Origin of the sequence: Mesorhizobium sp. CA7, from assembly GCF_020165015.1 — a bacterium.
Lineage (GTDB): Bacteria > Pseudomonadota > Alphaproteobacteria > Rhizobiales > Rhizobiaceae > Mesorhizobium.
This window is the reverse complement of sequence record NZ_JAIUHH010000003.1, coordinates 321976-344491: the sequence shown is the minus strand read 5'-3', so window position 1 is coordinate 344491 and position 22516 is coordinate 321976. Positions and strand designations below refer to the sequence as shown.

General features: G+C 63.8%; 17 protein-coding genes and 2 pseudogenes. 13 read left to right on the top strand and 6 right to left on the bottom strand.

Annotated elements, in window-relative coordinates; all coding sequences use genetic code 11:
- The first annotated feature begins 70 nt into the window (after positions 1–70).
- Positions 71–2260, top strand: coding sequence for an anthranilate synthase (locus LB552_RS09290; RefSeq protein ID WP_224604297.1), 2190 nt, complete (start codon positions 71–73; stop codon positions 2258–2260).
- 5 nt (positions 2261–2265) lie between these two features.
- Entirely contained in the window at positions 2266–3213 is a 948-nt protein-coding gene (locus LB552_RS09285; RefSeq protein WP_224604293.1) for a cation diffusion facilitator family transporter, read from the top strand.
- A gap of 152 nt (positions 3214–3365) precedes the next feature.
- On the opposite strand, the gene LB552_RS09280 is transcribed toward LB552_RS09285, so the two are convergent.
- Complete coding sequence (locus LB552_RS09280) at positions 3366–4466, bottom strand: hypothetical protein (protein WP_224604291.1); 1101 nt, start codon at positions 4464–4466, stop codon at positions 3366–3368.
- 189 nt (positions 4467–4655) lie between these two features.
- Here LB552_RS09280 and LB552_RS09275 point away from each other — a divergent pair, with 189 nt between their 5' ends.
- From LB552_RS09275 to LB552_RS09255, 5 genes and pseudogenes are all read left to right on the top strand, one after another.
- On the top strand, positions 4656–5090 hold the full coding sequence (locus LB552_RS09275) for a DsrE family protein (RefSeq protein ID WP_224604264.1): 435 nt from the start codon (positions 4656–4658) through the stop codon (positions 5088–5090).
- 81 nt (positions 5091–5171) lie between these two features.
- Complete coding sequence (locus tag LB552_RS09270; protein WP_224604260.1) at positions 5172–5945, top strand: SDR family NAD(P)-dependent oxidoreductase; 774 nt, start codon at positions 5172–5174, stop codon at positions 5943–5945.
- Positions 5946–5996: 51 nt separating this feature from the next.
- Positions 5997–6308 carry a putative quinol monooxygenase gene (locus tag LB552_RS09265; protein WP_224604257.1) on the top strand — a complete coding sequence of 104 codons (312 nt, stop codon included), beginning with the start codon at positions 5997–5999 and terminating at the stop codon, positions 6306–6308.
- A 1-nt stretch (position 6309) separates the two neighbouring features.
- Positions 6310–6435 (top strand): annotated as a pseudogene (locus LB552_RS09260) (AbrB family transcriptional regulator); the annotation flags it as partial.
- A gap of 141 nt (positions 6436–6576) precedes the next feature.
- Positions 6577–7341, top strand: coding sequence for an SDR family NAD(P)-dependent oxidoreductase (locus LB552_RS09255; protein WP_224604254.1), 765 nt, complete (start codon positions 6577–6579; stop codon positions 7339–7341).
- A gap of 34 nt (positions 7342–7375) precedes the next feature.
- Here the strand turns inward: LB552_RS09255 and LB552_RS09250 are convergent.
- Positions 7376–8262 (bottom strand): annotated as a pseudogene (locus LB552_RS09250) (LysR family transcriptional regulator).
- Positions 8263–8406: 144 nt separating this feature from the next.
- Here LB552_RS09250 and LB552_RS09245 point away from each other — a divergent pair.
- The 3 genes from LB552_RS09245 (at position 8407) to LB552_RS09235 (ending at position 13381) form a co-directional block, all read left to right on the top strand.
- The gene (locus LB552_RS09245; protein ID WP_224604250.1) at positions 8407–9942 is read left to right on the top strand and encodes an MFS transporter; all 1536 of its coding nucleotides are present in this window, start codon (positions 8407–8409) and stop codon (positions 9940–9942) included.
- A gap of 149 nt (positions 9943–10091) precedes the next feature.
- On the top strand, positions 10092–12164 hold the full coding sequence (locus LB552_RS09240) for a TonB-dependent siderophore receptor (protein ID WP_263481526.1): 2073 nt from the start codon (positions 10092–10094) through the stop codon (positions 12162–12164).
- Positions 12164–13381, top strand: a complete 1218-nt coding sequence (locus LB552_RS09235) for an MFS transporter (protein WP_224604247.1) — start codon at positions 12164–12166, stop codon at positions 13379–13381. The genes LB552_RS09240 and LB552_RS09235 overlap by 1 nt, the downstream gene beginning before the upstream one ends.
- 9 nt (positions 13382–13390) lie before the next feature.
- Here LB552_RS09235 and LB552_RS09230 read toward each other — a convergent pair whose 3' ends face one another.
- The 4 genes from LB552_RS09230 to LB552_RS09215 all read right to left on the bottom strand — a co-directional run bounded on the left by LB552_RS09230 (position 13391) and on the right by LB552_RS09215 (position 17101).
- Positions 13391–14524, bottom strand: coding sequence for a siderophore-interacting protein (locus LB552_RS09230; protein WP_224604245.1), 1134 nt, complete (start codon positions 14522–14524; stop codon positions 13391–13393).
- 92 nt (positions 14525–14616) lie between these two features.
- The gene (locus tag LB552_RS09225; RefSeq protein WP_140838796.1) at positions 14617–14931 is read right to left on the bottom strand and encodes a nuclear transport factor 2 family protein; all 315 of its coding nucleotides are present in this window, start codon (positions 14929–14931) and stop codon (positions 14617–14619) included.
- A 222-nt stretch (positions 14932–15153) separates the two neighbouring features.
- Positions 15154–15930 carry an esterase family protein gene (locus tag LB552_RS09220; protein WP_224604243.1) on the bottom strand — a complete coding sequence of 259 codons (777 nt, stop codon included), beginning with the start codon at positions 15928–15930 and terminating at the stop codon, positions 15154–15156.
- 4 nt (positions 15931–15934) lie between these two features.
- Entirely contained in the window at positions 15935–17101 is a 1167-nt protein-coding gene (locus LB552_RS09215) for an ATP-grasp domain-containing protein (protein WP_224604241.1), read from the bottom strand.
- Positions 17102–17541: 440 nt separating this feature from the next.
- Between LB552_RS09215 and leuA the strand changes: the two genes are divergently transcribed.
- From leuA to LB552_RS09200, 3 genes are all read left to right on the top strand, one after another.
- The gene (gene leuA / locus LB552_RS09210) at positions 17542–19272 is read left to right on the top strand and encodes a 2-isopropylmalate synthase (RefSeq protein ID WP_224604238.1); all 1731 of its coding nucleotides are present in this window, start codon (positions 17542–17544) and stop codon (positions 19270–19272) included.
- A gap of 324 nt (positions 19273–19596) precedes the next feature.
- Positions 19597–21378 carry a tetratricopeptide repeat protein gene (locus tag LB552_RS09205; RefSeq protein WP_224604234.1) on the top strand — a complete coding sequence of 594 codons (1782 nt, stop codon included), beginning with the start codon at positions 19597–19599 and terminating at the stop codon, positions 21376–21378.
- A 203-nt stretch (positions 21379–21581) separates the two neighbouring features.
- Entirely contained in the window at positions 21582–22385 is an 804-nt protein-coding gene (locus LB552_RS09200; RefSeq protein WP_224604724.1) for an alpha/beta fold hydrolase, read from the top strand.
- Positions 22386–22516 lie beyond the last annotated feature (131 nt).

Sequence of the window (22516 nt, the reverse complement as noted above, 5' to 3'; positions counted from 1 at the left end):
TATCCGGGCGGCCATTTGTTTTTTAACGCCATTCCCGGGTCCGTTGCCCAAGACGCTGATGGAGACGGCAATGACGACTAAAGTTCTGGACAACGGGGCCGAGCGCTTCATCACCGCGGGCGGCGTGACGATCACCCGCGAGCGGCACGACCGGCCCTATGAAGGCGCGATCGATGCCTATGTCGACGGCCTGAATTCGCGCCGCGGCGCAGTGTTTTCCTCCAACTACGAATATCCGGGCCGCTACACGCGCTGGGATACCGCCATCATCGATCCGCCGCTGGTGATTTCCGCGCGGGGACGCACCATGCGCATCGAAGCACTCAACAAACGCGGCGAAGTGTTGCTGCCGGGGATCGGCAAGGCGCTTGGCGAGCTCGGCGAAGTGACGATCGTCGAGACCTCGAAGACGCTCATCCGCCTCGATGTCGCCAAACCAGGCCGCGTCTTCACCGAGGAGGAGCGCAGCCGCGTACCGTCCGTGTTCACGGTGCTGCGCGCCATCACCGCGCTGTTCAAGACCGCCGAGGACGCCAATCTCGGCCTTTACGGCGCCTTCGGCTACGACCTAGCTTTCCAGTTCGATCCTGTCGACTACAAGCTCGAGCGCAAGGAGAGCCAGCGCGACCTGGTGCTGTTCCTGCCCGACGAGATCCTCGTCGTCGATCATTATTCGACCAAGGCCTGGACCGACCGCTACGACTATTCCGGCGACGGTTTTTCGACCGAGGGCTTGGCCCGCGATGCCCATGCCGAGCCGTTCAAGACCGCCGACCGCATCCCGCCGCGCGGCGACCATGAGCCGGGCGAATACGCCAACCTGGTGCGCCGCGCCATGGAGAGCTTCAAGCGCGGCGACCTGTTCGAGGTCGTGCCTGGACAGATGTTCTACGAGCGCTGCGAGACCCAGCCTTCCGACATCTCGCGCAAGCTGAAATCGATCAACCCCTCGCCCTATTCCTTTTTCATCAATCTCGGCGAGAACGAATATCTGATCGGTGCCTCGCCGGAGATGTTCGTGCGCGTCAACGGCCGCCGCGTCGAGACCTGCCCGATCTCCGGCACCATCAAACGCGGCGACGACGCCATTTCCGACAGCGAGCAGATCCTGAAGCTGCTTAACTCGAAGAAGGATGAGTCCGAGCTCACCATGTGCTCGGATGTCGACCGCAACGACAAGTCACGCGTGTGCGAACCGGGCTCCGTGCGCGTCATCGGCCGCCGCCAGATCGAGATGTATTCGCGCCTGATCCACACCGTCGACCATATCGAGGGGCGGTTGCGCGAAGGCATGGACGCCTTCGACGCGTTTCTCTCGCATGCCTGGGCGGTCACCGTCACCGGCGCGCCGAAACTGTGGGCCATGCGCTTCATCGAGCAGAACGAGAAGAGCCCGCGCGCCTGGTATGGCGGGGCGGTCGGCATGGTCAATTTCAACGGCGACATGAACACCGGGCTGACCTTGCGCACCATCCGCATCAAGGACGGCATCGCCGAGGTCCGCGCCGGCGCCACACTGCTTTTCGACAGCATTCCCGAGGAAGAAGAAGCCGAAACCGAACTGAAGGCATCCGCCATGCTCTCCGCCATCCGCGACGCCAAGACCGGCAACGCCACCGGAACCGAGCGCACCACCGCGCGCGTCGGCGACGGCGTCAACATCCTGCTGGTCGACCATGAGGACAGTTTCGTCCATACCTTGGCCAACTACTTCCGCCAGACCGGCGCCAACGTCTCCACGGTTCGCTCGCCGGTGCCGGAGGAGGTCTTCGAGCGGTTGAAGCCGGACCTCGTCGTGCTTTCGCCCGGCCCTGGCACGCCGAAGGATTTCGACTGCGCCGCCACCATCAGACGAGCGCGCAGCCGCGACCTGCCGATCTTCGGCGTCTGTCTCGGCCTGCAGGCATTGGCCGAGGCCTATGGCGGCGAGCTCAGGCAGTTGCACATCCCCATGCATGGCAAACCGTCGCGCATCCGCGTTTCGAAGCCCGGCATCATCTTCTCAGGCCTGCCCAAGGAAGTGACCGTCGGCCGCTATCACTCGATTTTCGCCGACCCGGTGCGCCTGCCCGACGGTTTCGTGGTGACCGCCGAGACCGAGGACGGCATCATCATGGCTTTCGAGCACCGCAAGGAGCCGATCGCGGCGGTGCAGTTCCATCCGGAATCGATCATGACGCTCGGTCACAATGCCGGCATGCGCATCATCGAAAACATTGTCGCGCATCTGCCGCGCAAGGCCAAGGAAAAGGCCGCGTAGGACCTATGGCTGTGACGCAGGACACGGTGGCGGCCGCGGCGAAAGCCGCGACCCGCGAGAAGATTGCCAGGCTTGCCTTCTGGTCGATCCTGGTCGCCTTCGTGGTGCTCGTCTTGAAGCTTGCCGCCTGGTACATCACCGGTTCCGTGGCGCTCTATTCCGACGCGCTGGAATCGATCGTCAACGTGATCGCATCGGCCGCCGCCTTCTGGGCGATCCAGGTCAGCTACAAGCCCGCCGACCAGGACCATCCCTTCGGCCATCACAAAGCCGAATATTTTTCCGCCGTCCTCGAAGGCGTGCTGATCGTCGTCGCGGCGCTGCTGATCCTCAACGAGGTCTGGCAGTCCTGGCAACATCCGGCCCCGCTGGAACAGCCCTGGGAAGGACTTGCCGTCAACGGCGTCGCGACGGTCATCAATGCGATCTGGGCCTGGACGCTGATCCGCGCCGGCCGGAATGCGAAGTCGCCTGCGCTTGTCGCCGACGGCCAGCACATCATGACCGATGTGGTAACATCAGTCGGCGTGTTCGGCGGTCTTGTCGGCGCCGTGCTCACCGGCTGGCAGATCCTCGACCCGGCACTTGCCGTCATCGTCGCGCTCAACATTCTGTGGCAGGGCTGGCATGTCATCGGCTCGTCGATGAGCGGGCTGATGGACCGAGCCGTCGACAACCACGAGCACATGCAGATTCGCGACATCATATCGGCCAATTCGAAGGGCGCGCTCGAGGTGCATGATCTCAAGACGCGCATTGCCGGGCGCGCCACCTTCATCGAGTTCCATCTGGTGGTCGACGCCGACATGACCGTCGGCGCCAGCCATGTCATCTGCGACCGCATCGAGGACGCGCTGAAGGCCGAGATCCCCTCGGTGCGCGTCACCATCCATGTCGAGCCAGACGACGAGGCGAAGCTGCCGAAAGGCACCGCGGCCGTGCCTTTCGCTTAGCAGAGCGCGAAGGTCCGTCGAGATTCAGGTCAGGCCGAGTCGAGAACGACGGCTTCCGAGAACCGGAGCGGAGCGTACTTGAAAGTACGTGAGCACCGGAAGCGAAGGAAGCCGTCGTTCGCAGGCCGGCCTCACCTGAATATCGGCAGACCTCACGGAGCACAGGCCGACTGCGGCATCGGCTGCAGCCGATAGACCTTGTCGTCGGACCTGGTCTTGCCATCCGCCGCCTTCGAGCAGAGATCGACAATTGCCACTGCATTGTTGGGATTTGCGACCATCATCGTGCCGTTGACGCCGCGCTTGAGGAAGATCTCCTTCTGCGAGACGTCGCAGGAAAAATCGCTCATCTTCGCGCTGGCCGAACAGCGCCACTGGTCGGCCTCGCCCTGGCAGGAATAGGTCTGCGTGACCTTTTTCCCCCTCTGCCTCGTCGTCACCGATACGGCGATATCCGCCCCATCCGGCCAGTTCGCGGCATCGCCGCCGGCTGAGAAGGAGGCGAGCTCGACGGGTCCGCGAAACACGCGGATCGATTGCGTCAGCTGGTTGGGATGCGACTTCAGATGCGCATCGTCGTAGTCACGCCCGAAGCAGAAGGGCTGATCGGGCTTGAGCCGCACGCGCAGCGGCTCGCCCAGCGCCGGATCGATCGGGTCGATGCGCGCGAACTCCACCTTGCAGGTCTCGGCCGGCATCGGGTCCAGCTTGAAATTGTCGTCGTCGCTGCCCAGCGCCTGCCTGTTGTACTCGGCCTCGCCGAGCTGCTCTTCCGAATCCGGGTCGAGATAGACGTCTGGCGACAGGCCGGACAGAAGAAGCTTTCCCTTGTCGTCGACTTTCAGCGAAGCCAGCGTCCGGTCGCAGTCCATGCCGCAACGGATGCCGCTCGCCTTGTCGCTTGGATCCTCCTTGTTGCACCAGCTGCTCGCCCATTCCGGCTCCTTGGCGCCGCGCACCGTTGTGGTGAGGAAGCCGTTATAGGACGTATCCTGGTTGGCGGCGGGTTCTTCGTTCGTCCGGCTGACCGGGTCATGGCCGTAGAAGAAGAAGATGCGCGCCACTTTCTGATGCGGATGCGCCTTGAGATGGGCGGCGTCGTAGACACGGCCGAAGCAGGCGTCGGCGCCGGTCGGGCTGAGTTCGGGAAGCTTGGGCGGTTGTTCGGCGCGCGCTACGCCGGCAAAAGCGACAAGGGCGGCGCAAAGCACCGCGCCCGCCATGGCCCTCCCCACAACGATCCTCGATGCCATATGATCCTCCTCCCGCCACAGGACTGGCTTCATGCTAGAGCAATTCCAGGAAAAGTGTGAGCAGTTTTCCGTTCGGAATTGCGTAAAAACAAGGAGATAGGGCGTTTCGCCGTTTCCGTGAAACGCAGTAATCTAGGAGCGCCCGGACCATGCAAAATTGAGCGAACGGGCAAGGCAAGGGAGGACAGGATGCTGCGCCGTGACATTTTTCGTGCCGGTCTCGCGGGCGCCGCGGGCCTGTTCGGCCTGAGCCGTGCAAATGCGGCAACGCCTGAGGGAAGGCTGAAAGTCGCCTATCACCTCAGCGACGCTGACAAGGTCAACTTCGTCCTCGGCAACATCAAGAACCACTATGAAGGCACCGGCGGCAATGTCGACATCGTGCTCGTGGTGCACGGTCCTGCTCTGGCCGCCTTCAAAGTCAAGGGCGCTTCCGGCGCTGTTTCCAGCCGCTTTGCCGGCCTTGTCCAGCAGGGACTTGTGCCGCAAGCCTGCGGCAACACCTTGCACGGCATGGATATCACGCTGACCGACTTGCTGGCGGGCTTCGAGCTTGCCGAGAAGGGCGGCGTCGTGAAGCTCGCCGAACTGCAGCACCAGGGCTATCTCTATCTCAGGCCCTGAATGCGCCCGCACTGAACGCCAACACTTGAAGGCCGGGCCGGCAATGGCCTACGAAGGATGGCAACTCGGAGACCAGCCGACATGACGACACTTGCCATCCCCGATCTTGCCGGCAAGGCGGTGCTGGTCACCGGCGCTTCGACCGGGATCGGCGCGGCACTTGCCCGTGCCTATGCGGCGCAGAAATGCCGCGTCACGCTGCATTTCAATGCAAGCCGCGCTCCCGCCGAAACCGTGGCCGGATCCATTCGCGACGGTGGCGGCGAGGTGTTCCTGGTCCAGGGCGACTTCTCGAAACCTGCCGACGTCGAGCGTGTGGTCGAAGAGAGCGCAAACCATTTCGGCCGGCTCGACGGCCTGGTCAACAATGCCGGCGGCATGCTTGGCCGCGTCGCCTATGCCGACCAGGACGAGGCGCATTACGACGCCGTGATGGACCTCAATGCGCGCTCTGTTCTGACCGCTTCGCGCAAGGCGATCCCCTGGCTGAAGCGCCAGGGTGGCTTCATCATCAACACCACCTCGATCGCCGCTCGCAACGGCGCCGGCGGCGGCGCCGGCCTCTACGGATCGTCCAAGGCCTTCGTTTCCAACGTGACGCGCGGCATGGCCAAGGAGCTGATCGGCTTCGGCATCCGCGTCAACGCCGTGGCGCCCGGTACGATCTTGACGCCCTTCCACGAACGCTATTCGAATGCCGAGCAGATCAAGGCCATGGTCGCCACCATTCCGCAAGGGCGCGCCGGAACGCCGGAGGATTGCGTCGGAGCTTACCTGTTCCTGTCGTCCGATCTGTTGAGCGGCTACATCATCGGCCAGGTGATCGACGTCAATGGTGGCCAGTTGATGCCGTGAGCGGTCGACTGCATACTCGATGCAGCGCACAACCTGGAGGAGATCAAGGGCATGTACGGACTGATCGGCAAGATGCGGGCGGCACGCGGCCAGCGCGATGCGGTCATGGACGTGCTGCGCGAAAGCACCGGCGCTCTCCCCGGCTGCCTGAGCTACATCATCGCCACCGATCCAGCCGACGCCGACGCCATCTGGGTCACCGAAGTGTGGACCGACCAGGCGAGCCATAAGGCATCGCTGCAGCTGCCGGAAGTCCAGGCGGCGATCGCCAGGGCGCGTCCCTTCATCGCCGGCTTCGAATTCCAGATCGAGACCCATCCCGTTGGCGGCTTCGGCCTTCCTATGCCCGAAAAGGCCGGGTGACATCGTCGCCGCGGCGCAGAACGTCGACATCTCTTTCGTCATGGCCTTGCAGACGGCGCGCTTCCTGGTCGTGCTGCTGATTGTGCCAAGCGTAGCCAGGCTGGTGGCGCGAAACGTCGGGGCTTGATCCGGGGTATCCAATGCCAAAGGAATTCCAGGAAAAGTGCTCGGCGGTTTTCCGTTCGGAATTGCGTAAAATCAGAAAGTTGGAGCAAGTCAGCAATCCATCAGGATGCTGAATTGCTCGACGCGAGCAAGGGAATTGCCAATGAACCGCCGTTTAAACGCCGTCGATCTTTCCGGCCGCGTCGCCGTAGTGACCGGCGGCGCGCAAGGCATCGGCCTTGCGGTCGCCCGGCGCCTGTTGTCGTCGGGCGCCGGCGTTGCCATCTGGGACGTCGACCAGGCCGCAATGACCCGGGCTGTCGCCGAGCTCGCTTCGCTCGGCCGCGTTGAAGCCATTCTCTGCGACCAGTCCCAGATCGAGGCCGTCGATCGCGCGGCCGCCGCGACTGAGCGCACGCTTGGCCCCGTCGATCTCCTGGTCAACAATGCCGGCATTGCCGGGCCGGCGGCGACCGTGGCGGACTACGACCCCGCCGCCTGGCGTCAGATCGTCGATATCGACCTCAACGGCGTCTTCTACTGCTGCCGGCGCCTGGTGCCCGGCATGGTCGCGCGCAATTACGGCCGCATCGTCAACATCTCCTCGGTGGCCGGCAAGGAAGGCAATCCGAATGCCGCCGCCTATTCGGCCGCCAAGGCCGGCGTGCTGGCGCTGACCAAGTCGCTCGGCAAGGAGCTCGCGGGACACGACATCGCCGTCAACGCGCTGACCCCCTCGCCCGCCCGTACCAGAATTCTCGAGCAGCTCACGGAAGCGCAGGTCGCTTATATGCTCGGCAAAGTGCCGCGCGGCCGCTTCGTCGAGGTGGAAGAGGCCGCCGCGATGATCGTCTTCATGCTGTCGGACGAGAACTCTTTCACCACCGGCGCGACCTTCGATCTCTCCGGCGGCCGCGCGACCTACTGACCATCCCCGCGGAGCTTCGTTTGGATTGCCGGGCCTATCGCCCCGCCGCAAGCCTCTGGGGAAGAAAATCGACGAAGACCCGGACCTTCGGCGAAAGATGGCGATTGGACGGCCACAGCATGCGGAACTGGCCGCGGCCGTCGACATGGTCGTCGAGCACGGCGCGCAGCCTGCCGTCATGCAGCGCCTCCCGCACCAGGAAGTCGGGCATGCAGGCGATGCCGAGACCGGCAATCGTCGCGCCCTTCAATGCCTCCATGTTGTTGCAGGTCAGCATCGAACGGATCTGCGGCTCGGCGCTCCCGGTGATGAACGGCCAGTTGAGCAGCCTGCCGCTGTTGAGAAAGCGGAAGTGTATCCCGAAATGTGCCGCTAGATCCGCCGGCGTGCCGGCATGCCATGGCGATCGAGATAGGAGGCGGCCGCGCACAATATCATGCGAAAGGGCGCGACCGGCCTCGACACCAATCGCGAATCGGGCAGCTCACCGCTGCGGATCGCGACGTCGATACCCTCGTCGATGACGTCGACGATGCGATCGTTGAAATCGATGTCGAGCTCGATTTCCGGGTATCGCGCCATGAATTCCGACAGCACCGGCAAAAGCAGATGATAGGTGACGATCGGCGTTGAGATGCGCAGCCGGCCATGCGGCGTTTCGCGTGTACGCGACAGCATCGCCTCCGCGTCTTCTATGTCGTCGAGGATGCGGCGCACCCGCTCGTTGAAAAGCTTGCCCTCCTCGGTCAGACCTATGCGCCGCGTGCTGCGCTGCAGGAGACGCACGCCGAGTTCCTGCTCGAGCCGGGCGACGCTCTTGCCGACGGCGGAGGCGGAAATGCCGAGCGCTTGTCCGGCGGCGACGAAACTGCCGAGCTCGGCGGTGCGGGCGAAAGCCAGAAGGCCGTTGAGACGATCCATGATGAACCTATTCGAGCGTTTTGCTCCGAGATGAACGGAGATTTAATACTATTTTGCCGGAAACGTCGCCGCCCTATCTTGTCGTTGCGATCGGCTGTGCCAGTCAGGACATGCCGGCAAATCCCGCCTCGGATAGGAAAATCCATGACTTTGATGACCAGAACCGGCCCGGCCGGCAGATGGCTCGTGCTGCTGTCAGTTTGCCTCGCAGCCATGACGATGCCGTTGAGTTTCACCGGTCCCGCCGTAGCGTTGTCCCGCATTGCCGCCGAGCTCGGCGGCAGTCCGATCGAGCTCAATTGGGTGACCAATGCCTTCATGCTGACCTTCGGCGCCGGCCTGATGGCGGCCGGGGCGCTGGCTGACACCCATGGCCGCAAGCGGATTTTCCTCGCCGGCCTCGCCGCCTATGTGCTTGCCGCGCTGGGCTGCATGCTGGCGCCAGACATCGTCTGGTTCGACCTGTTCAGGGCCCTGCAAGGCATAGGCGGCGCTGCCGCCTTCGCCGGCGGCGCCTCCGCGCTTGCCCAGGAATTCGACGGGCAATCGCGTTTGCGCGCATTCAGCTTCCTCGGCACCAGCTTCGGCATCGGCCTTGCCTTCGGCCCTGTTGCCTCCGGCCTGCTCATCGACGCGTTCGGCTGGCGCGCGATCTTTCTTCTGGTGGCGGTGCTTGGCGTTGCCGCCGCCGCGCTCGGCCTGCGCACCGTCGCCGAATCGCGCGACCCGGACGCAACCGGGCTCGACTGGGCGGGAGCCGCCACCTTCACCATCGCGCTTGCCGCGCTGACCTGCGGCGTGCTGCAGGCGCCCCAGAGCGGTTGGGCCAATCCCCTCGTTATCGCCCTTCTCGGCGTGGCAGCCATCTTCTTTGCCGCCTTCGTCATCGTCGAGCGGCGCGTGCGCCGGCCGATGCTGGACCTGACGCTGTTTCGCTTCCCGCATTTCGTCGGCGTGCAGTTCCTGGCCGCCGCACCTGCCTATGCCTTCGTCGTCCTGCTCGTGCTCCTGCCGATCCGCTTCATCGGCATTGAGGGGATGAGCGAGATCAAGGCGGGGCAATTGATGATCTGCCTCTCCGGGCCGCTGCTGATCTTGCCGCTGCTGGCCGGCCAGGCGGCACGCCGGATCGCCCCGGCCACCATCTGCGGTGTGGGCCTCCTCGTCGCCGCGGCCGGCCTGGTCTGGCTCAGTTGCGTGCCCGTGGCGGACAACGCGCTGCTGCTCCCGCTGGTCTTGGTCGGCATCGGCATCGCCTTGCCCTGGGGGCTGATGGACGGACTTGCCGTCAGTGTCGTGCCAAAGGAACGCGCCGGCATGGCGGTCGGCATATTCAACACCACCCGCGTCGCCAGCGAGGGCGTGGCCCTGGCGATCGTCATGGCGGCCTTGTCCGGTTTCACGGCCACGCAGCTTGGCGCTCAAGGATTGGCCTCGCCTGCCGAAGCGGCCGCGGCGGCACCGCTACTGGCAACCGGCAATATCAGCGAAACGGTGCAACATCTGCACTTGGCCGACGCCAGTGCCCTGGTCCAAGCCTATGAGACGGCTTTCGACCTGCTGCTCATCGTGCTGGCGACGATCACCGTGCTCACCGCCCTCGTCGTCTTCCTCGGCCTGCGTCGCGGATCGGCGTCGGAACAAGACGTCGCGCCTGTCCCGGCCTGCCAGGAAGGCTGACGCCATGTGACGCCGTCAAGTCCGCCGAGGTATCAAAAAATACTTGACTCTCTTACTCATATTTGAGAGCGCGGAAGCGCAACCAAAACATGAGAATTGGAGACAAGTTAATGCCGAAGCGGTCGAGGACGTGGCGCCGGGGATTATCATTGCTGGCGGGCAGCGCCATCCTCGGCCATGCCTGGCCGACAATTGCCCAGGAAGGCGGCGACGCCACCGTTCTCGACAGGATCGAGGTGACCGCCGAGAGCAACGAGATCCTGAAGCAGGACGGCTACGTCGCGAAGAAGGACCGCATCGGCACCAAGACCGACACGCCGATCGCCAGGATCCCGCAGGCGGTCTCGGTCGTCACGCAGAAGCAGATCGAGGACCAGAAGCCGCGTACACTGAACGACGCGCTGGGCTACACGGCCAGCGCCAATCCAAACAGCTTCGGTTTCGACACGCGCTACGACGCCTTCTTCCTGCGAGGCTTCCAGGCCTTCTACAACGGCATGTTCCGCGACGGGCTGCGCCAGTACAACGGCCCTTCCGCCTGGTTCAAGACAGAACCTTACGGCATCGAGGGCGTCACCATCCTGAAGGGACCGGCCTCCTCGCTTTATGGCGTCAGCGGTCCGGGCGGCATCGTCAATGTCGTCACCAAACGCCCCAAGGACGAGCCGTTCCATGAGATCGAGTTGCTGGCCGGCGAGCACAACCGCTTCCAGGCGGCGCTCGATACTTCCGGGCCGGTCAATCACGACGGCAGCATCCTCTATCGCTTCACCAGTCTCGGCCGTCTAAGCGGGACCGGCCTGCCCGACTATCCCGACGATAAACTCTATCTGGCGCCGGCCGTCACTTTCAAGCCGGACGAGGACACCAAGCTCACCATCCTCGGCGAATATTCGAAGTCCCTCACCGGCGGCACCGCGGCCTTCTACAACTCCGCCTATGGCGTGCTGTCGAACGTCTATGAAGGCGATCCGTCCTGGAATGATTTCACTCAGGATCAGGGGCGCATCGGCTACGAGTTCGAGCACCGCTTCAACGACTGGCTGACCGTGCGCCAGAACCTGCGCTACAACGCCGTTGACTCGGATATCGAATATAGCGGCCATTACTCGATCGGCGCCGATCAGCCGCTTGAGCGCTACTGGGGCCACTACACCGAGACGATGAAGAACTTCGTCGTCGACAACATGGCGCAGCTCGAATTCGACACGGGTCCGGCGCGGCACACCGTGATTGCCGGCATCGACTATGCCTGGTCGGACTATGACGCCGGCAGCGGGCTCTCCTATGTCTCGGTCGAGGATATCAAGGCTGCCCCCGTCCCCCATTCCGGCGGGCAGGAGATGAACCAGCTCGGCGTCTACCTGCACGACCAGATGGAGTGGAACGATTTCACCCTGTTCACCAGCGGCCGCTACGACTGGGTCGACACCACCTCCACCGCAGCGGATTTCAGTCAGTCGAAGCAGAAGGACAGCGCCTTCTCCGGCCGCGTTGGCCTGTCCTACCGGACCGAATGGAGCATCATCCCCTACGTCAACTATTCGACCTCGTTCTCTCCCAACATCGGCTTCGTCTATGACGACGTCTCGAGTTCCGTCAGCCGCGTCGCCCGCCCGACCATCGCCACGCAGAAGGAGATCGGCGTCAAATACGAGATCCCCGATCACAACGCGACCGTCAGCGCCGCGCTGTTCGACATCGACCAGAAGGACGGTGTCGTCTTCGACGCGTCCACCGGCATCAACAAGCAGCGCCAGCTCGACCTCAACTCGCGCGGCGTCGAGCTGGAAGCCAATGCCTCGCTCGATGATGGCTTCAGCCTCATCGCCTCCTACACCTATCTGCGCGTGAAGATCGAACGCGGCGCCGAAGGCACCGACGGCAAGGAACTGTCGGCGACGCCGAACCACATCCTGTCGCTCTGGGGCCATTACCAGTTCGAGAACGGCACGCTGGAAGGGCTTGGGCTCGGCGCTGGCGTGCGTTTCGCCGGCGCGAGCTACGGCGACGACACCAATACTTTCAAGAACGACGCGCGCGCCTTCGTCGATGCCTCGCTGTCCTACGATTTCGGCTATCGCAACCCGAAGCTCGAAGGCGTGAAGCTGCAGATCAACGCCAAGAACCTGTTCGACAACCAGAAGACAATTTGCTCGGCCGGTTATTGCTACCGCGACGAGGGCCGCTCGCTGTTCGGCAGCCTGCGCTATCGCTTCTGATGTCGGTCTCCGTCTCGAACCGGGCCGCCTCGTCGCCGGCCGCCATCGTCGCTGCGATCGGCGGCCTCTATGTGGCGCAGAGCGTGATCGGCGGCATCACCTGGACGGGTCTCCCGGCCGTGATGCGCGACCAGGGCCTGCCGCTCGACCGCATCGGCCTGCTCACCCTGATCGCCCTGCCATGGGCGCTGAAGTTCCTGTGGTCGCCGGCGGTGGAGCGCTACCGGCTTCCGCCAGCGGGCAGGAACCGCACCGGCGCGATCGTCCTCATCGGCGGCCTCATCTCCATCGCCGGACTGGTGGCCATCGCCCAGCTTGGTCCCGCCGCCTTCTGGCCGGTCGTCGCCTGCCTGACGGTGGTCGCCTTTGCCGCCTCGACGGTCGACATCGCCTGCGATGGCTTTGCGGTGCAGAACCTTGCCGGCAAAAATCTCGGCTGGGGCAATGCCGCCCAGGTCGGCGGCGCCTATCTCGGCTCGGCGATCGGCGCCGGTCTTTTCCTCTATCTGGCCGAAATCCACGGCTGGCGCGCGGCGGTGTCGGCGATGGCCTCGCTGCTGGTGCTGCTCGGTCTGCCCTTCCTGCTCGGCATCGCCGGCCGATCGCGCGAGGAAGTGCGCGAACACGTGCCCGCGCTCGGCACGGCGCTGCGGCGCCCGCAGATACGCCGCGGTCTGGCGGCGTCGGCGATCTACGTTCTGGCGCAGAAGGCGGCGCTGACCATGCTCGGCCCGTTTCTGATCGACGCCGGGCTCAGCCTTTCCACGATCGGCCTGGTCAACGGCGTCGGCAGCATGGTTCTCGGCGGCGCGGCCGCCCTTGCCGGCGGCGCTCTTGTCCGATGGCTGGGCACGCGCAGCGTGCTTGTGCTCGCGCTTATGCTGCAGGCCGGATCGCTGTTCATCCTCGCGGCCTTCGCGCTTTCCGGCGTTTTCCCGGCAGGCCCGCTGGCGGCCGTCGCGACGCTGAGTTCCTCGGGCATCATGGCGCTCGGCTTCGTGGCGCTCTATGCGCAGTTCATGCGCTGGTCGGATCCGAGGCAGGCAGGCGTCGATTTCACGCTTTTCCAGTGCATGGATGCCTTGGTCAGCATGGCGGGCGGCATCCTGGCCGGCTATGCGGCGCAGCATCTGGGCTATGGCGCATTGTTCGGCGGCGCGGGCGTCGTCGCGCTGCTGGCGATGCCGGCCATCGCCATGGTCAGCGATCGCAACTAAAAGATTGAACTATTCCTCGCCGGCACCGTCTCCGCCCGACGCGCCGCGGCGCCAATAGGCGGTGACAAGATGCCGGTTGCGCGACAGGGCCCATTCCTTGCGCACGATCCGGCGGATGTCGCGGAAGTCGGCGAACTCGCATCCGGCCCAGACAAAGAGATCGTCGGCCCCACGGCCGCGCTCACGCAGCGCTTCCGGCAGCAGGCCGGCCCGGCCTGCTTCGCGGCCATGCCGATAAAGCCAATGGACAGCGATGTTCTCGCCCGCCGCCAGCGTCACCCGGTCTTGCGGACCATCTACCTCGATGAAGGTCTCGGCACGGGCGGACGGCGCAAGCTCTTCCAGCATCCGGCCGATCGCCGGAAGCGCGGTATCGTCGCCCAGAAGAAGCAGGTTTGATGCCTCGGGCACATCGCCGCCGCCGGGGCCGATCATGCCGATGATGTCGCCGGCCCTCGCATTCTGCGCGAAACTCGCAGCCGGCGTCTCGGCGCCGGGATGCAGCACGAAGTCGATGTCGAGCCAACCCTCGGCCACGTCCAGCGCGCGGATCGTGTAGACGCGGATGGTGAGCGCATCCTCGCCCGACGGCCAGACGATCAGGCCGTCCGCGCCCATGGTCGGCCAAACCGCCTGCCGTCCGGCCGGCGGCAGCAGAAGCCGAACATGAAATCCGCCATGGGCGAAGCGTCCGAGGTCGCGGCCGGAGAAGCGCACGCGTTGCATATGCGGCGACAACCGCCTCGAGGACAGGACCGATATCTCGCGGAAGAATATCGGCGTGCCGGCATCCTTGCCATCTCCTTGCCAGCGCAGGCCTTCGGTGGTGCTGAGATGCGCGGCGATGTGGCCGGCGAAGATCATCTTCATGTAGGAGAGGCAGGTCTCGTCCTCCGCCGCGACACGGACCAGCACGCCGCGGTCGTCGAATGAGGCATTCAACGTGCCGTAATGCATACGGAATTCCCATTGGCCGGCAACGCCGGTGTCGTTTTCATAATCGCCGTGCTCGGCGCGCAGCCTGTCCATCACCGCGCGGATGTCGTCGTTTTGGATACGGGTTTGCGCGCTCAAGAGCTTCATCGCCGGGCCTTCCGATATCGACGAGATCGGCCGAAGCCCGATGTCGCCAAGCGCCGGCATGCCACAGCGCCGGCGGCATTGCCACAAAAACATGATTACGATGGTCATATTTTTGGACGATGCCGCACGAAGGTCGGCGACGCATCCGTTCTTCAGCTGATGACCAGGCTCGCGATCCGGTCGCCGTTGAGCGTGAAGGCCATGTCGCCCTCGCCGTTGAAGCCGTTGCCGGTCACGGCGACGCGGGCATGGTAGACGCCGTCGCGCTCCGCGATGCGAACGATGCGAAGGTTGGACTGCACGCCGATATTGTCCGACTGGTTCCACCGCGCGACGCTATCGCGGCCACGGAAATCGCGACCCCAGTCGCTGAGGAAAGCATCGTCTGTGAATGTGGCCAGAAAGGCTTCGGTATCGGCGGCGTTGGTTGCTTCGACAAAGCGACGGATCGGATCGGGTGTGGTCATTGGTCTGTACATTTTGAGGTGTGTTGAGATTCAGGTCAGGCCGAGACGAAAATGGTGGCTTCCGAGAACCGGCCTTCGCCGGCCGTAGCCTTCATCGGGCGGAAACACTTAAGAGGGCTTCGGCCGGCGAAGGCCGGAGCGGAGCGTACTTCATGTACGTGAGCACCGGAAGCGCAGGAAACCGCCATTTGCAGGCCGGCCTCACCTGAATATCAACGCACCTCAGTCCAACCTGTGCATGAGGTCGTCATCCAGCCAACGGCCGAAGAAATAGACGAGCTGCTTATGCCACCACGGCCAGTCATGGCTGACGTCGCCACCCCAATAGTCGACCCAGGCCGGGATCGATTTGTCGCGCAGCACCTGTTCCAGCTCGCGCGTTTCGACCAGCATGCGCTCTTCCCAGGCGCCCTGGCCGCAACAGAAGATCAGCCTGAGCGCCCTGAGCCGCCCGAGCAGCTTCTGGTCGACGATGCCGGGCAGATAATCGAGCGGCGAGTTGAAATAGATATTGCCTTCCAGAGCCCGGCCGAAAAAGTCGCGCGCCGAATAGACGCCGGACAGCGAGATCACCCCGCTCGCCAGCTCCGGGAAGCGGAACACGAAATTGGATGAGTGATAGCCGCCCATCGAGCAGCCGCAAAACAGCGGCTTCAAAACGCGGCCACCGTTGGACTTGGCGGCAACCGCCTGCAATTCCGGCAGCGCTTCTTCGCGCACATAGCGGAAATAGGCTTCGTGGCGGGCGATACGCTGCGCCGTGTCGGCATGCTTGTCGAAGAAGGATTCCGAATCTACGCCGTCGAGCGTGAAGAGCTGGATGCGGCCGGTGTCGATGAACTCGGCAAGCGCGCCGACCCCACCCGAATCCTCGAGCTGGTAGAACCGCCCTTGCGAGGTCGGGAACACCACCACCGGCCGCCCGGCATGGCCGTAGCGCTTGTATTCCATGTCCCGGCCGAGATTGCGGGCATGGCCCTTGTGATAGGAGACGTCCATCGGCTCAGGCCTTTTCCGCGTGGATGTAGTCGACCGCCTGGCGCAGCGCCTTCGGATCCTTCGAACGCATCTGGTAGGCGTAATTGCCCATGGCGCGGCTGAAGACCTCTTCGATGGCCTGATGATGGACGATCTTGTCGCCGTGGGCGGCTAGCACGTCCGCATGGCTGTGCAAATAGTCGATGTGGCGTTTGCGGCTGGCATAGGCGGTGAAATATTTGCCCTTGTAAGGGCCGCCGGCGGCATCCTTGACCACCATGTCGGCCCAGGCGGCATAGACGTCGATGTCGAATGTGTAGTTGATGGCGTCCGTCATCCAGGCGCCGGGCGGCCGCATGTTGACCTCGAGCGCGATGACGCGCTTGTCGCTGGTTTCGAACAGCTCGATATGGAAGAAGCGCTCGCGCACGTCGAACGCCTTGAGGATCTTGCGGCCCGCCTCCTCGACTTCCGGGCTGATCTCGGGAAAGCAGGTGTAGCTCATATGGCGATCCTTGTTGACCGCCTCCATGATGCTCTGATCGTAACGGTGGCTGGCCGCCAGCACCACCTCGCCGTCGCGGTTGACTAGCCCGTCGAAGGTCACCACCAGCCCCTCGATGAACTGCTCCATGACGAAGGTGACACCCTCCGGCTTGTCCTTGAAGAACTGGTCGAGTTCCTTGGCGTTGGAGATCTTGAAAGTGTTCGAGGCGCCGGAGCCCGAATCCGGCTTGACCACCACCGGAAAGCCGACGCGGCGGATGAAGGTCATGGCGCCGGCGCGGTCGGAGCATTTGCGCTGCGGGATGGTCTCCACGCCGCTCTTGCGGAAGAAAGCGCGCATACGGCTTTTCCGCTTCAAATTCTTCACGAAGTCGAGCTTGGTGCCGAAGATGTTGAAATCGGTGCGGATGTTGGCTTCGAGTTCGAGCCAATGCTCGTTGAGCGACTCGAAGCGATCGATGCGGCCCCATTTGTGGATGAAGTGCCCCATCGCCCGCAAAACGGCGTCGTAATCTTCCATGTCGGCGATGCGGTAATATTCCGAAAGCGCCGCCTTGAGCTTGGCGTTCAAGGTTTCATAAGGCGCATCGCCGATGCCGAGCACGGTGGCGCCCGCCTTTTTCAGCCGGTCGCAAAAATCGGTGCCGTTGGCCGGGAAATGCGGCGAGAAGAACACGAAATTCATGGACGAACTCCTCCCCGGAGCTTCGCTCGGTGCCAAGCCTTCGAAACCAAGTCTGGCGCATTTGCGAGGCGCGGGGAAGACTGTCCGCACCGGCGGCGCTATTAGGCAAGGGCGTTCATTCATGCGTCCCGCTTGCCTCCGACGGGCCGCTCCTGTAAGAGAGCCGGCATGACCACGCGCGTCCGCTCCGTCGCCTCCTCTCGCACCGGCTTTGCCGGCGAGACCGCGCGCGCGCTCGCCTCGACCCTGCTTCTTCTCGGCCTTATCGGCGATCGCCGGGTTCGCTGAAGGAGCGCCCGGCGGTCGAAACCGCCGCTCAAGGCGCATGCTCCTTGGCCAGACTTTGGCAAAGTCACATCAAGCGAACGAATTTTTGGTAGAGGCGACGCTCGCCACCCATCCGCCTGAAGCGGGCATGCGGGCCGCCGGGAGAAACGACGATGAACGCACGAGAAGAAATCCGCGCCAGCGAGGCTGAAGCCGGGAAGCGCGCGGCCGGCCACATGCCGGATGCGGCACGCAAATACCAATCCTACCCGACGGTCGGCCTGACCGACCGCACCTGGCCGAACAAGACCATCGACAAGGCGCCGATCTGGTGCTCGGTCGACCTGCGCGACGGCAACCAGGCGCTGATCGACCCGATGGGTCATGAGCGCAAGGCGCGCATGTTCGCGCTGCTCCTCGACATGGGCTTCAAGGAAATCGAAATCGGCTTCCCCTCGGCTTCGCAGACGGATTTCGACTTTGCCCGCTGGTGCATCGAGGAAGGCGGCGTCCCCCCCGACGTCTCACTCCAGGTGCTGGTGCAGTGCCGGCCCGAGCTGATCACGCGGACCTTCGAGGCGCTGAAGGGCGCGCACCGCCCGATCGTGCATTTCTACAATTCGACCAGCGAGCTGCAGCGCCGCGTCGTGTTCGAGAAGGATGTCGCCGGCATCAAGCGCATCGCCACCGACGCCGCCAAGATGATCACCGACATGGCCGCCAAGGCCGGCGGCGGCTACCGCTTCGAGTATTCACCGGAGAGCTTCACCGGCACCGAGCTCGAAGTCGCGCTGGAGATCTGCAACGCGGTCACCGAGATCGTGAAGCCGACGGCCGACAACAAGCTGATCATCAACCTGCCGTCGACGGTCGAGATGTCGACGCCCAACGTCTATGCAGATCGCATCGAATGGATGTGCCGCAACCTCGATGCCAGAGAGAACCTGATCGTCTCGCTGCATCCGCACAACGACCGCGGCACCGGCATCGCCACCACCGAGCTCGGCCTGATGGCTGGCGCCGACCGCGTCGAAGGCACGCTGTTCGGCAATGGCGAACGCACCGGCAATGTCGATATCGTCACGCTGGCGCTCAACATGTTCACCCAGGGCGTCGATCCGGAACTCGACTGCTCCGACATCAACCGGATGAAGGACGTCTACGAATATTCGAACCAGCTGAAGATCCCGGAACGTCACCCTTATGTCGGCGAGCTGGTCTACACGGCTTTCTCCGGCTCGCACCAGGACGCCATCAACAAGGGCATGAAAGCTCTGAAGAAGGCCAACACCCCAATCTGGGAAGTGCCCTATCTGCCGATTGATCCGGCCGATGTCGGCCGCACCTACGAGGCGATCATCCGCATCAACTCGCAGTCCGGCAAAGGCGGCATCGCATACGTGCTGCAGGCAGATTACGGCCTCAACTTGCCGCGCAATCTGCAGATCGAGTTCAGCCAGGCGATCCAGGCGATCACCGATGCGGAAGGCAAGGAAGTGCCAGCCAGGCGCATCCACGAACGCTTCCTCGAATCCTATGTCGACCAGCCCGGCGCGCGGCTGAAGTTCCTCGACCATCGCACCTATCCGGACACCGAGGTGAAGGGCCGGCGCATGGTCGAAGCGGATATTCTCGACAATGGCAAGGAAGTGACCATCACCGGCTCGGGCACCGGCCCGATCGACGGCTTTGTCGATGCGCTCTCGCGCCATGTCGGCGTCGACATGTCGGTGCTCGACTATTCCGAGCATTCCCTGCAGCGCGGCTCCAACGCCTCGGCGATCTCCTATGTCGAGATGGAGTATCCGGGCGGCAAGCTGTTCGGCGCCGGCATCAACACCAACATCGTCGCCGCCTCGCTGGAGGCTGTCGTTTCGGCCGCCAACCGGATCATCGGCGGCTAGAGCAAATTCCAGGAAAATTGTGAGGCGGTTAGGCTCGGCGGTTTCGCCGTAGCCTTCCGTCCGGAATTCCGGTCAAACAAAAAATTGAGCGGTTCACCGTTCCGTGAACGGTGAACGCTCTAGCCGGATGATCTGATTCAGCGGTTGAGCTGGCGCATTCCAGCTTGCGCCACGCTGCAGAAGCGGATGCGAACCTGCCATTCGTTAACCGCCGGAGGAATTTCCGGTGGCTTACGCGATCACATAATAGAAGCATCCTTGTGCGCCGGCGCGAGCGCTATATTATCGCTCCCTAACCTGTGCCGACTTCGAAAGGTTCGACACTTGGAGCATGCCCCGCCTGCCGCCCCCGCAGTGCGCGAGACATTGGAGCGACTGCTTGCCAGCGAAACGTTCGGACGATCCGAGCGTGCCCGCAGGCTATTACGCTATCTGGTCGAACGCGAGCAGGCCGGCGAGGCGGACAGGCTGAAAGGCGTTTCAATCGCCATGGACGTCTTCGGCAAGGACGGCGATTTCGACGCCTCCACCGATGCCGTGGTCAGGGTTCAGGCCGGTCGTCTGCGCGAACTTCTGGAGCAGTATTTCGCCAATGAAGGTGTCGCCGAGCCGGTGCGCATCGCGATCCCGCGCGGCGGTTATGTCCCGTCCTACGAGCCGAATGCGATCCGCCTGCCTGGCGACGCCAGGTCCGCCTCCAAAACCGTCGCGCAGCGGCCCGACGCTTCGGCCGAAGCCGCTCCAGCCGAACATCTCGACGCCTCTGCACCCGGCGAACCCGTAGCGCTGATGGCGCCCGCAGCACCCGCCCAGTCGCTCACGCGGCAATTGCGGTTCTTCTGGGCTGCCATGGCTTTGGTCATTGTCATGCTCGGCGTGCTCATCGTGCGTCAAGGCAATGCCTTCCTCAACGGCGGCGACACTGCCGCGACAGTCGAGACGGCGCGCCTGGCCGGCACCGCCCAGTCCGGATTCGAATCCCTGCCGCTGATCTACATCGCCGTCAAAGCCGATGGAGCGGAGGCGGCTCGCGTCGCGTCGTCGCTGCGCGCCGGGCTTGCGGGTTTTGACACCATCGATTTCATCGGGCGCGATGCGGATTCGACGCGTGATCGGTCCGCCGATCCGATCAGTTTCGTTTTCGAAATTGTTCCCGGGCCCGCTGCCGGCGACGTCACGGTGGAGTTGCAGAGCGTCGGGACCGGGCGGGTTCTCCTGTCGCGCAACCTTACATCAGCCGAGAGCGCCCCTGGCGCGGTTGAAGGCAACGTCGCCAGCCTTCTCACCTCGACGGTTCCCGCTTCGGGCGCGATCTACAGCTACATCGACCAGAGCGACATCCGGACCAGCCAGATCGGATGCCTGGTGCTCGACGACCGCTATTATCTCGACATGAGCGCCCAGACGCACGAAATTGCGTATCGCTGCCTGGAGAAGCTGGTCGGCGAGGGCACCAAATCGTCGCTTGTCTACGCGGAGCTGGCCGCGCTTCATGTGGAAGCCGTCACCGCGCACTATGCCTATCCGCCGGAAGCGACGCTCGAAAAGGCCATGTCGCTTGCCCACCGGGCCGTCCAGATGGGGCCGATGAGCCCGCACGCGCATCGCGCCTTTGGCTACGTCAACTCGCGTCTCGGCAACACGGACGAAGCGATCCGATTGATGCGAAAGGCTTACGAACTCAACCCGTACGACCTCGGCATGGCCGCCGCCTATGGCTACGGGCTGATCTTCGCCGGCAAATATGATGAGGGGACGCCGATCCTGGACCACGCGGTCGAAGCCTTCAGCGGCCATCCAACCTGGTGGGATTATGGCCTTTTCGTCGGAGCCTTCATGCAGGGCGATATGAAAAAGGCCGCGCTCGCCAGCGAGTCGCTGCGCACGACGGCATCAAAGTCGCATTATCTGGCCGCGCGCCTGATCGGCGCCAGGATTTCGGGACGCGACAAGCTGGCGGGTGAGCTTGCCAACGAGCTCACCGCGCAATTCCCGAAGTTCGCCGCCGACCCGCGCGCGACATTCGTCGATCGCAAATACCCCCCGGATCTCACCGATCGGCTGGTTCAATCCTTGCGGGCCGCTGGGATCGGCAACCCGAGCTAATCCAACTCTCCATACTCATTTGGGCCACGAATGCCGGAGCACCAAAGTATGACGCTGTGATCCGGCATATATTAGGACATTCTTGCGCATCGAGCGCCTGACGGGGCGCTGCGGTCGCGAAAATTTTACTGGCCATCAATCCGGTTCGGGAGCAATTCAGCCACAATTTGAAGCTCCTGCCTTGTTCACCGCCCCATTTTTTCATGCGTCCATTCCCTTATGCGGTCGAAAGCGGCGCCCGTCCGAGGACGATCGTGCTTCTGCACGGCTTCGGAGCATGTGGTGAGATCTGGCGTGACGTCGCGGCCTCGCTGGCGGCGCGGGCGAGAGTGTTGGCCTATGATCTGCCGGGCCATGGACAGTCCCTGGAAAGCGAAGGCCTGGGCGGCGCCAAGCCAGCCGCGCGAGCCATCCTCGCCGATCTGGCCGCCCGCCGGTTGGGCAAGGTCCATCTCGTCGGTCACTCAATGGGCGGCGCGGTCGCGACATCGATGGCGCTTGCCGACCCCGACAGGGTGGCCTCGCTTACGCTGTTGGCGCCCGGCGGTTTTGGCCCGGAAATCAACGCCGACTTGCTGCGCCGCTACGCCGCCGCGGCCGGCAGCAACCAGGTCCGCGCCAGCCTTGCCGCCATGTCGGGTCCGCGAAGCGTGCCGCCCGATCACGTGGTGGATGCACTCTGTCGGATGCGCACCCGACCGGGCCAGTTGCAGACCCTGATCGATATGGCGGCCGCGATGACGAAGGATGACCGGCAAGGCGTCATCCCCCGCGCGCAGTTGGATACGCTCGACATGCCGGTCTTGGTCGTTTGGGGAGCGGAGGATCCGCTGCTGCCGGTCGAGCAGGCCGAGGCGCTGCCGTCGCATTTCCATCTGCATCATGTCCTTGACGCTGGTCACATGCTGGTCGAGGAAGTTCCTGACCTGATCGCCGAAATCGTGCGTCGCAACGTGCGGCGGCGCGGCAGACGGCTGCGTCCACCGCTGGACGCTTCGGCAGGTTGATCTCTCCGGTACCGATCTCGAAACACCGTAACCCGCTTCCGCCGGACCGCGGCAGTCGCGCGGGTCGTCGTCGGCAGTGCATTTTGCCGGCGACTGTGGTAACTCGCTGTTAACCAACAGTGAGGCAGCCG

What these genes read in the sequence shown, in the direction of transcription:
- LB552_RS09290 (WP_224604297.1), top strand. Translation starts at nt 71, where the DNA reads ATGACGACTAAAGTTCTGGACAACGGGGCCGAGCGCTTCATCACCGCG.
- LB552_RS09285 (WP_224604293.1), top strand. Translation starts at nt 2,266, where the DNA reads ATGGCTGTGACGCAGGACACGGTGGCGGCCGCGGCGAAAGCCGCGACC.
- LB552_RS09280 (WP_224604291.1), bottom strand. Translation starts at nt 4,466, where the DNA reads ATGGCATCGAGGATCGTTGTGGGGAGGGCCATGGCGGGCGCGGTGCTT.
- LB552_RS09275 (WP_224604264.1), top strand. Translation starts at nt 4,656, where the DNA reads ATGCTGCGCCGTGACATTTTTCGTGCCGGTCTCGCGGGCGCCGCGGGC.
- LB552_RS09270 (WP_224604260.1), top strand. Translation starts at nt 5,172, where the DNA reads ATGACGACACTTGCCATCCCCGATCTTGCCGGCAAGGCGGTGCTGGTC.
- LB552_RS09265 (WP_224604257.1), top strand. Translation starts at nt 5,997, where the DNA reads ATGTACGGACTGATCGGCAAGATGCGGGCGGCACGCGGCCAGCGCGAT.
- LB552_RS09255 (WP_224604254.1), top strand. Translation starts at nt 6,577, where the DNA reads ATGAACCGCCGTTTAAACGCCGTCGATCTTTCCGGCCGCGTCGCCGTA.
- LB552_RS09245 (WP_224604250.1), top strand. Translation starts at nt 8,407, where the DNA reads ATGACTTTGATGACCAGAACCGGCCCGGCCGGCAGATGGCTCGTGCTG.
- LB552_RS09235 (WP_224604247.1), top strand. Translation starts at nt 12,164, where the DNA reads ATGTCGGTCTCCGTCTCGAACCGGGCCGCCTCGTCGCCGGCCGCCATC.
- LB552_RS09230 (WP_224604245.1), bottom strand. Translation starts at nt 14,524, where the DNA reads ATGCCGGCGCTTGGCGACATCGGGCTTCGGCCGATCTCGTCGATATCG.
- LB552_RS09225 (WP_140838796.1), bottom strand. Translation starts at nt 14,931, where the DNA reads ATGACCACACCCGATCCGATCCGTCGCTTTGTCGAAGCAACCAACGCC.
- LB552_RS09220 (WP_224604243.1), bottom strand. Translation starts at nt 15,930, where the DNA reads ATGGACGTCTCCTATCACAAGGGCCATGCCCGCAATCTCGGCCGGGAC.
- LB552_RS09215 (WP_224604241.1), bottom strand. Translation starts at nt 17,101, where the DNA reads ATGAATTTCGTGTTCTTCTCGCCGCATTTCCCGGCCAACGGCACCGAT.
- leuA (WP_224604238.1), top strand. Translation starts at nt 17,542, where the DNA reads ATGAACGCACGAGAAGAAATCCGCGCCAGCGAGGCTGAAGCCGGGAAG.
- LB552_RS09200 (WP_224604724.1), top strand. Translation starts at nt 21,582, where the DNA reads ATGCGTCCATTCCCTTATGCGGTCGAAAGCGGCGCCCGTCCGAGGACG.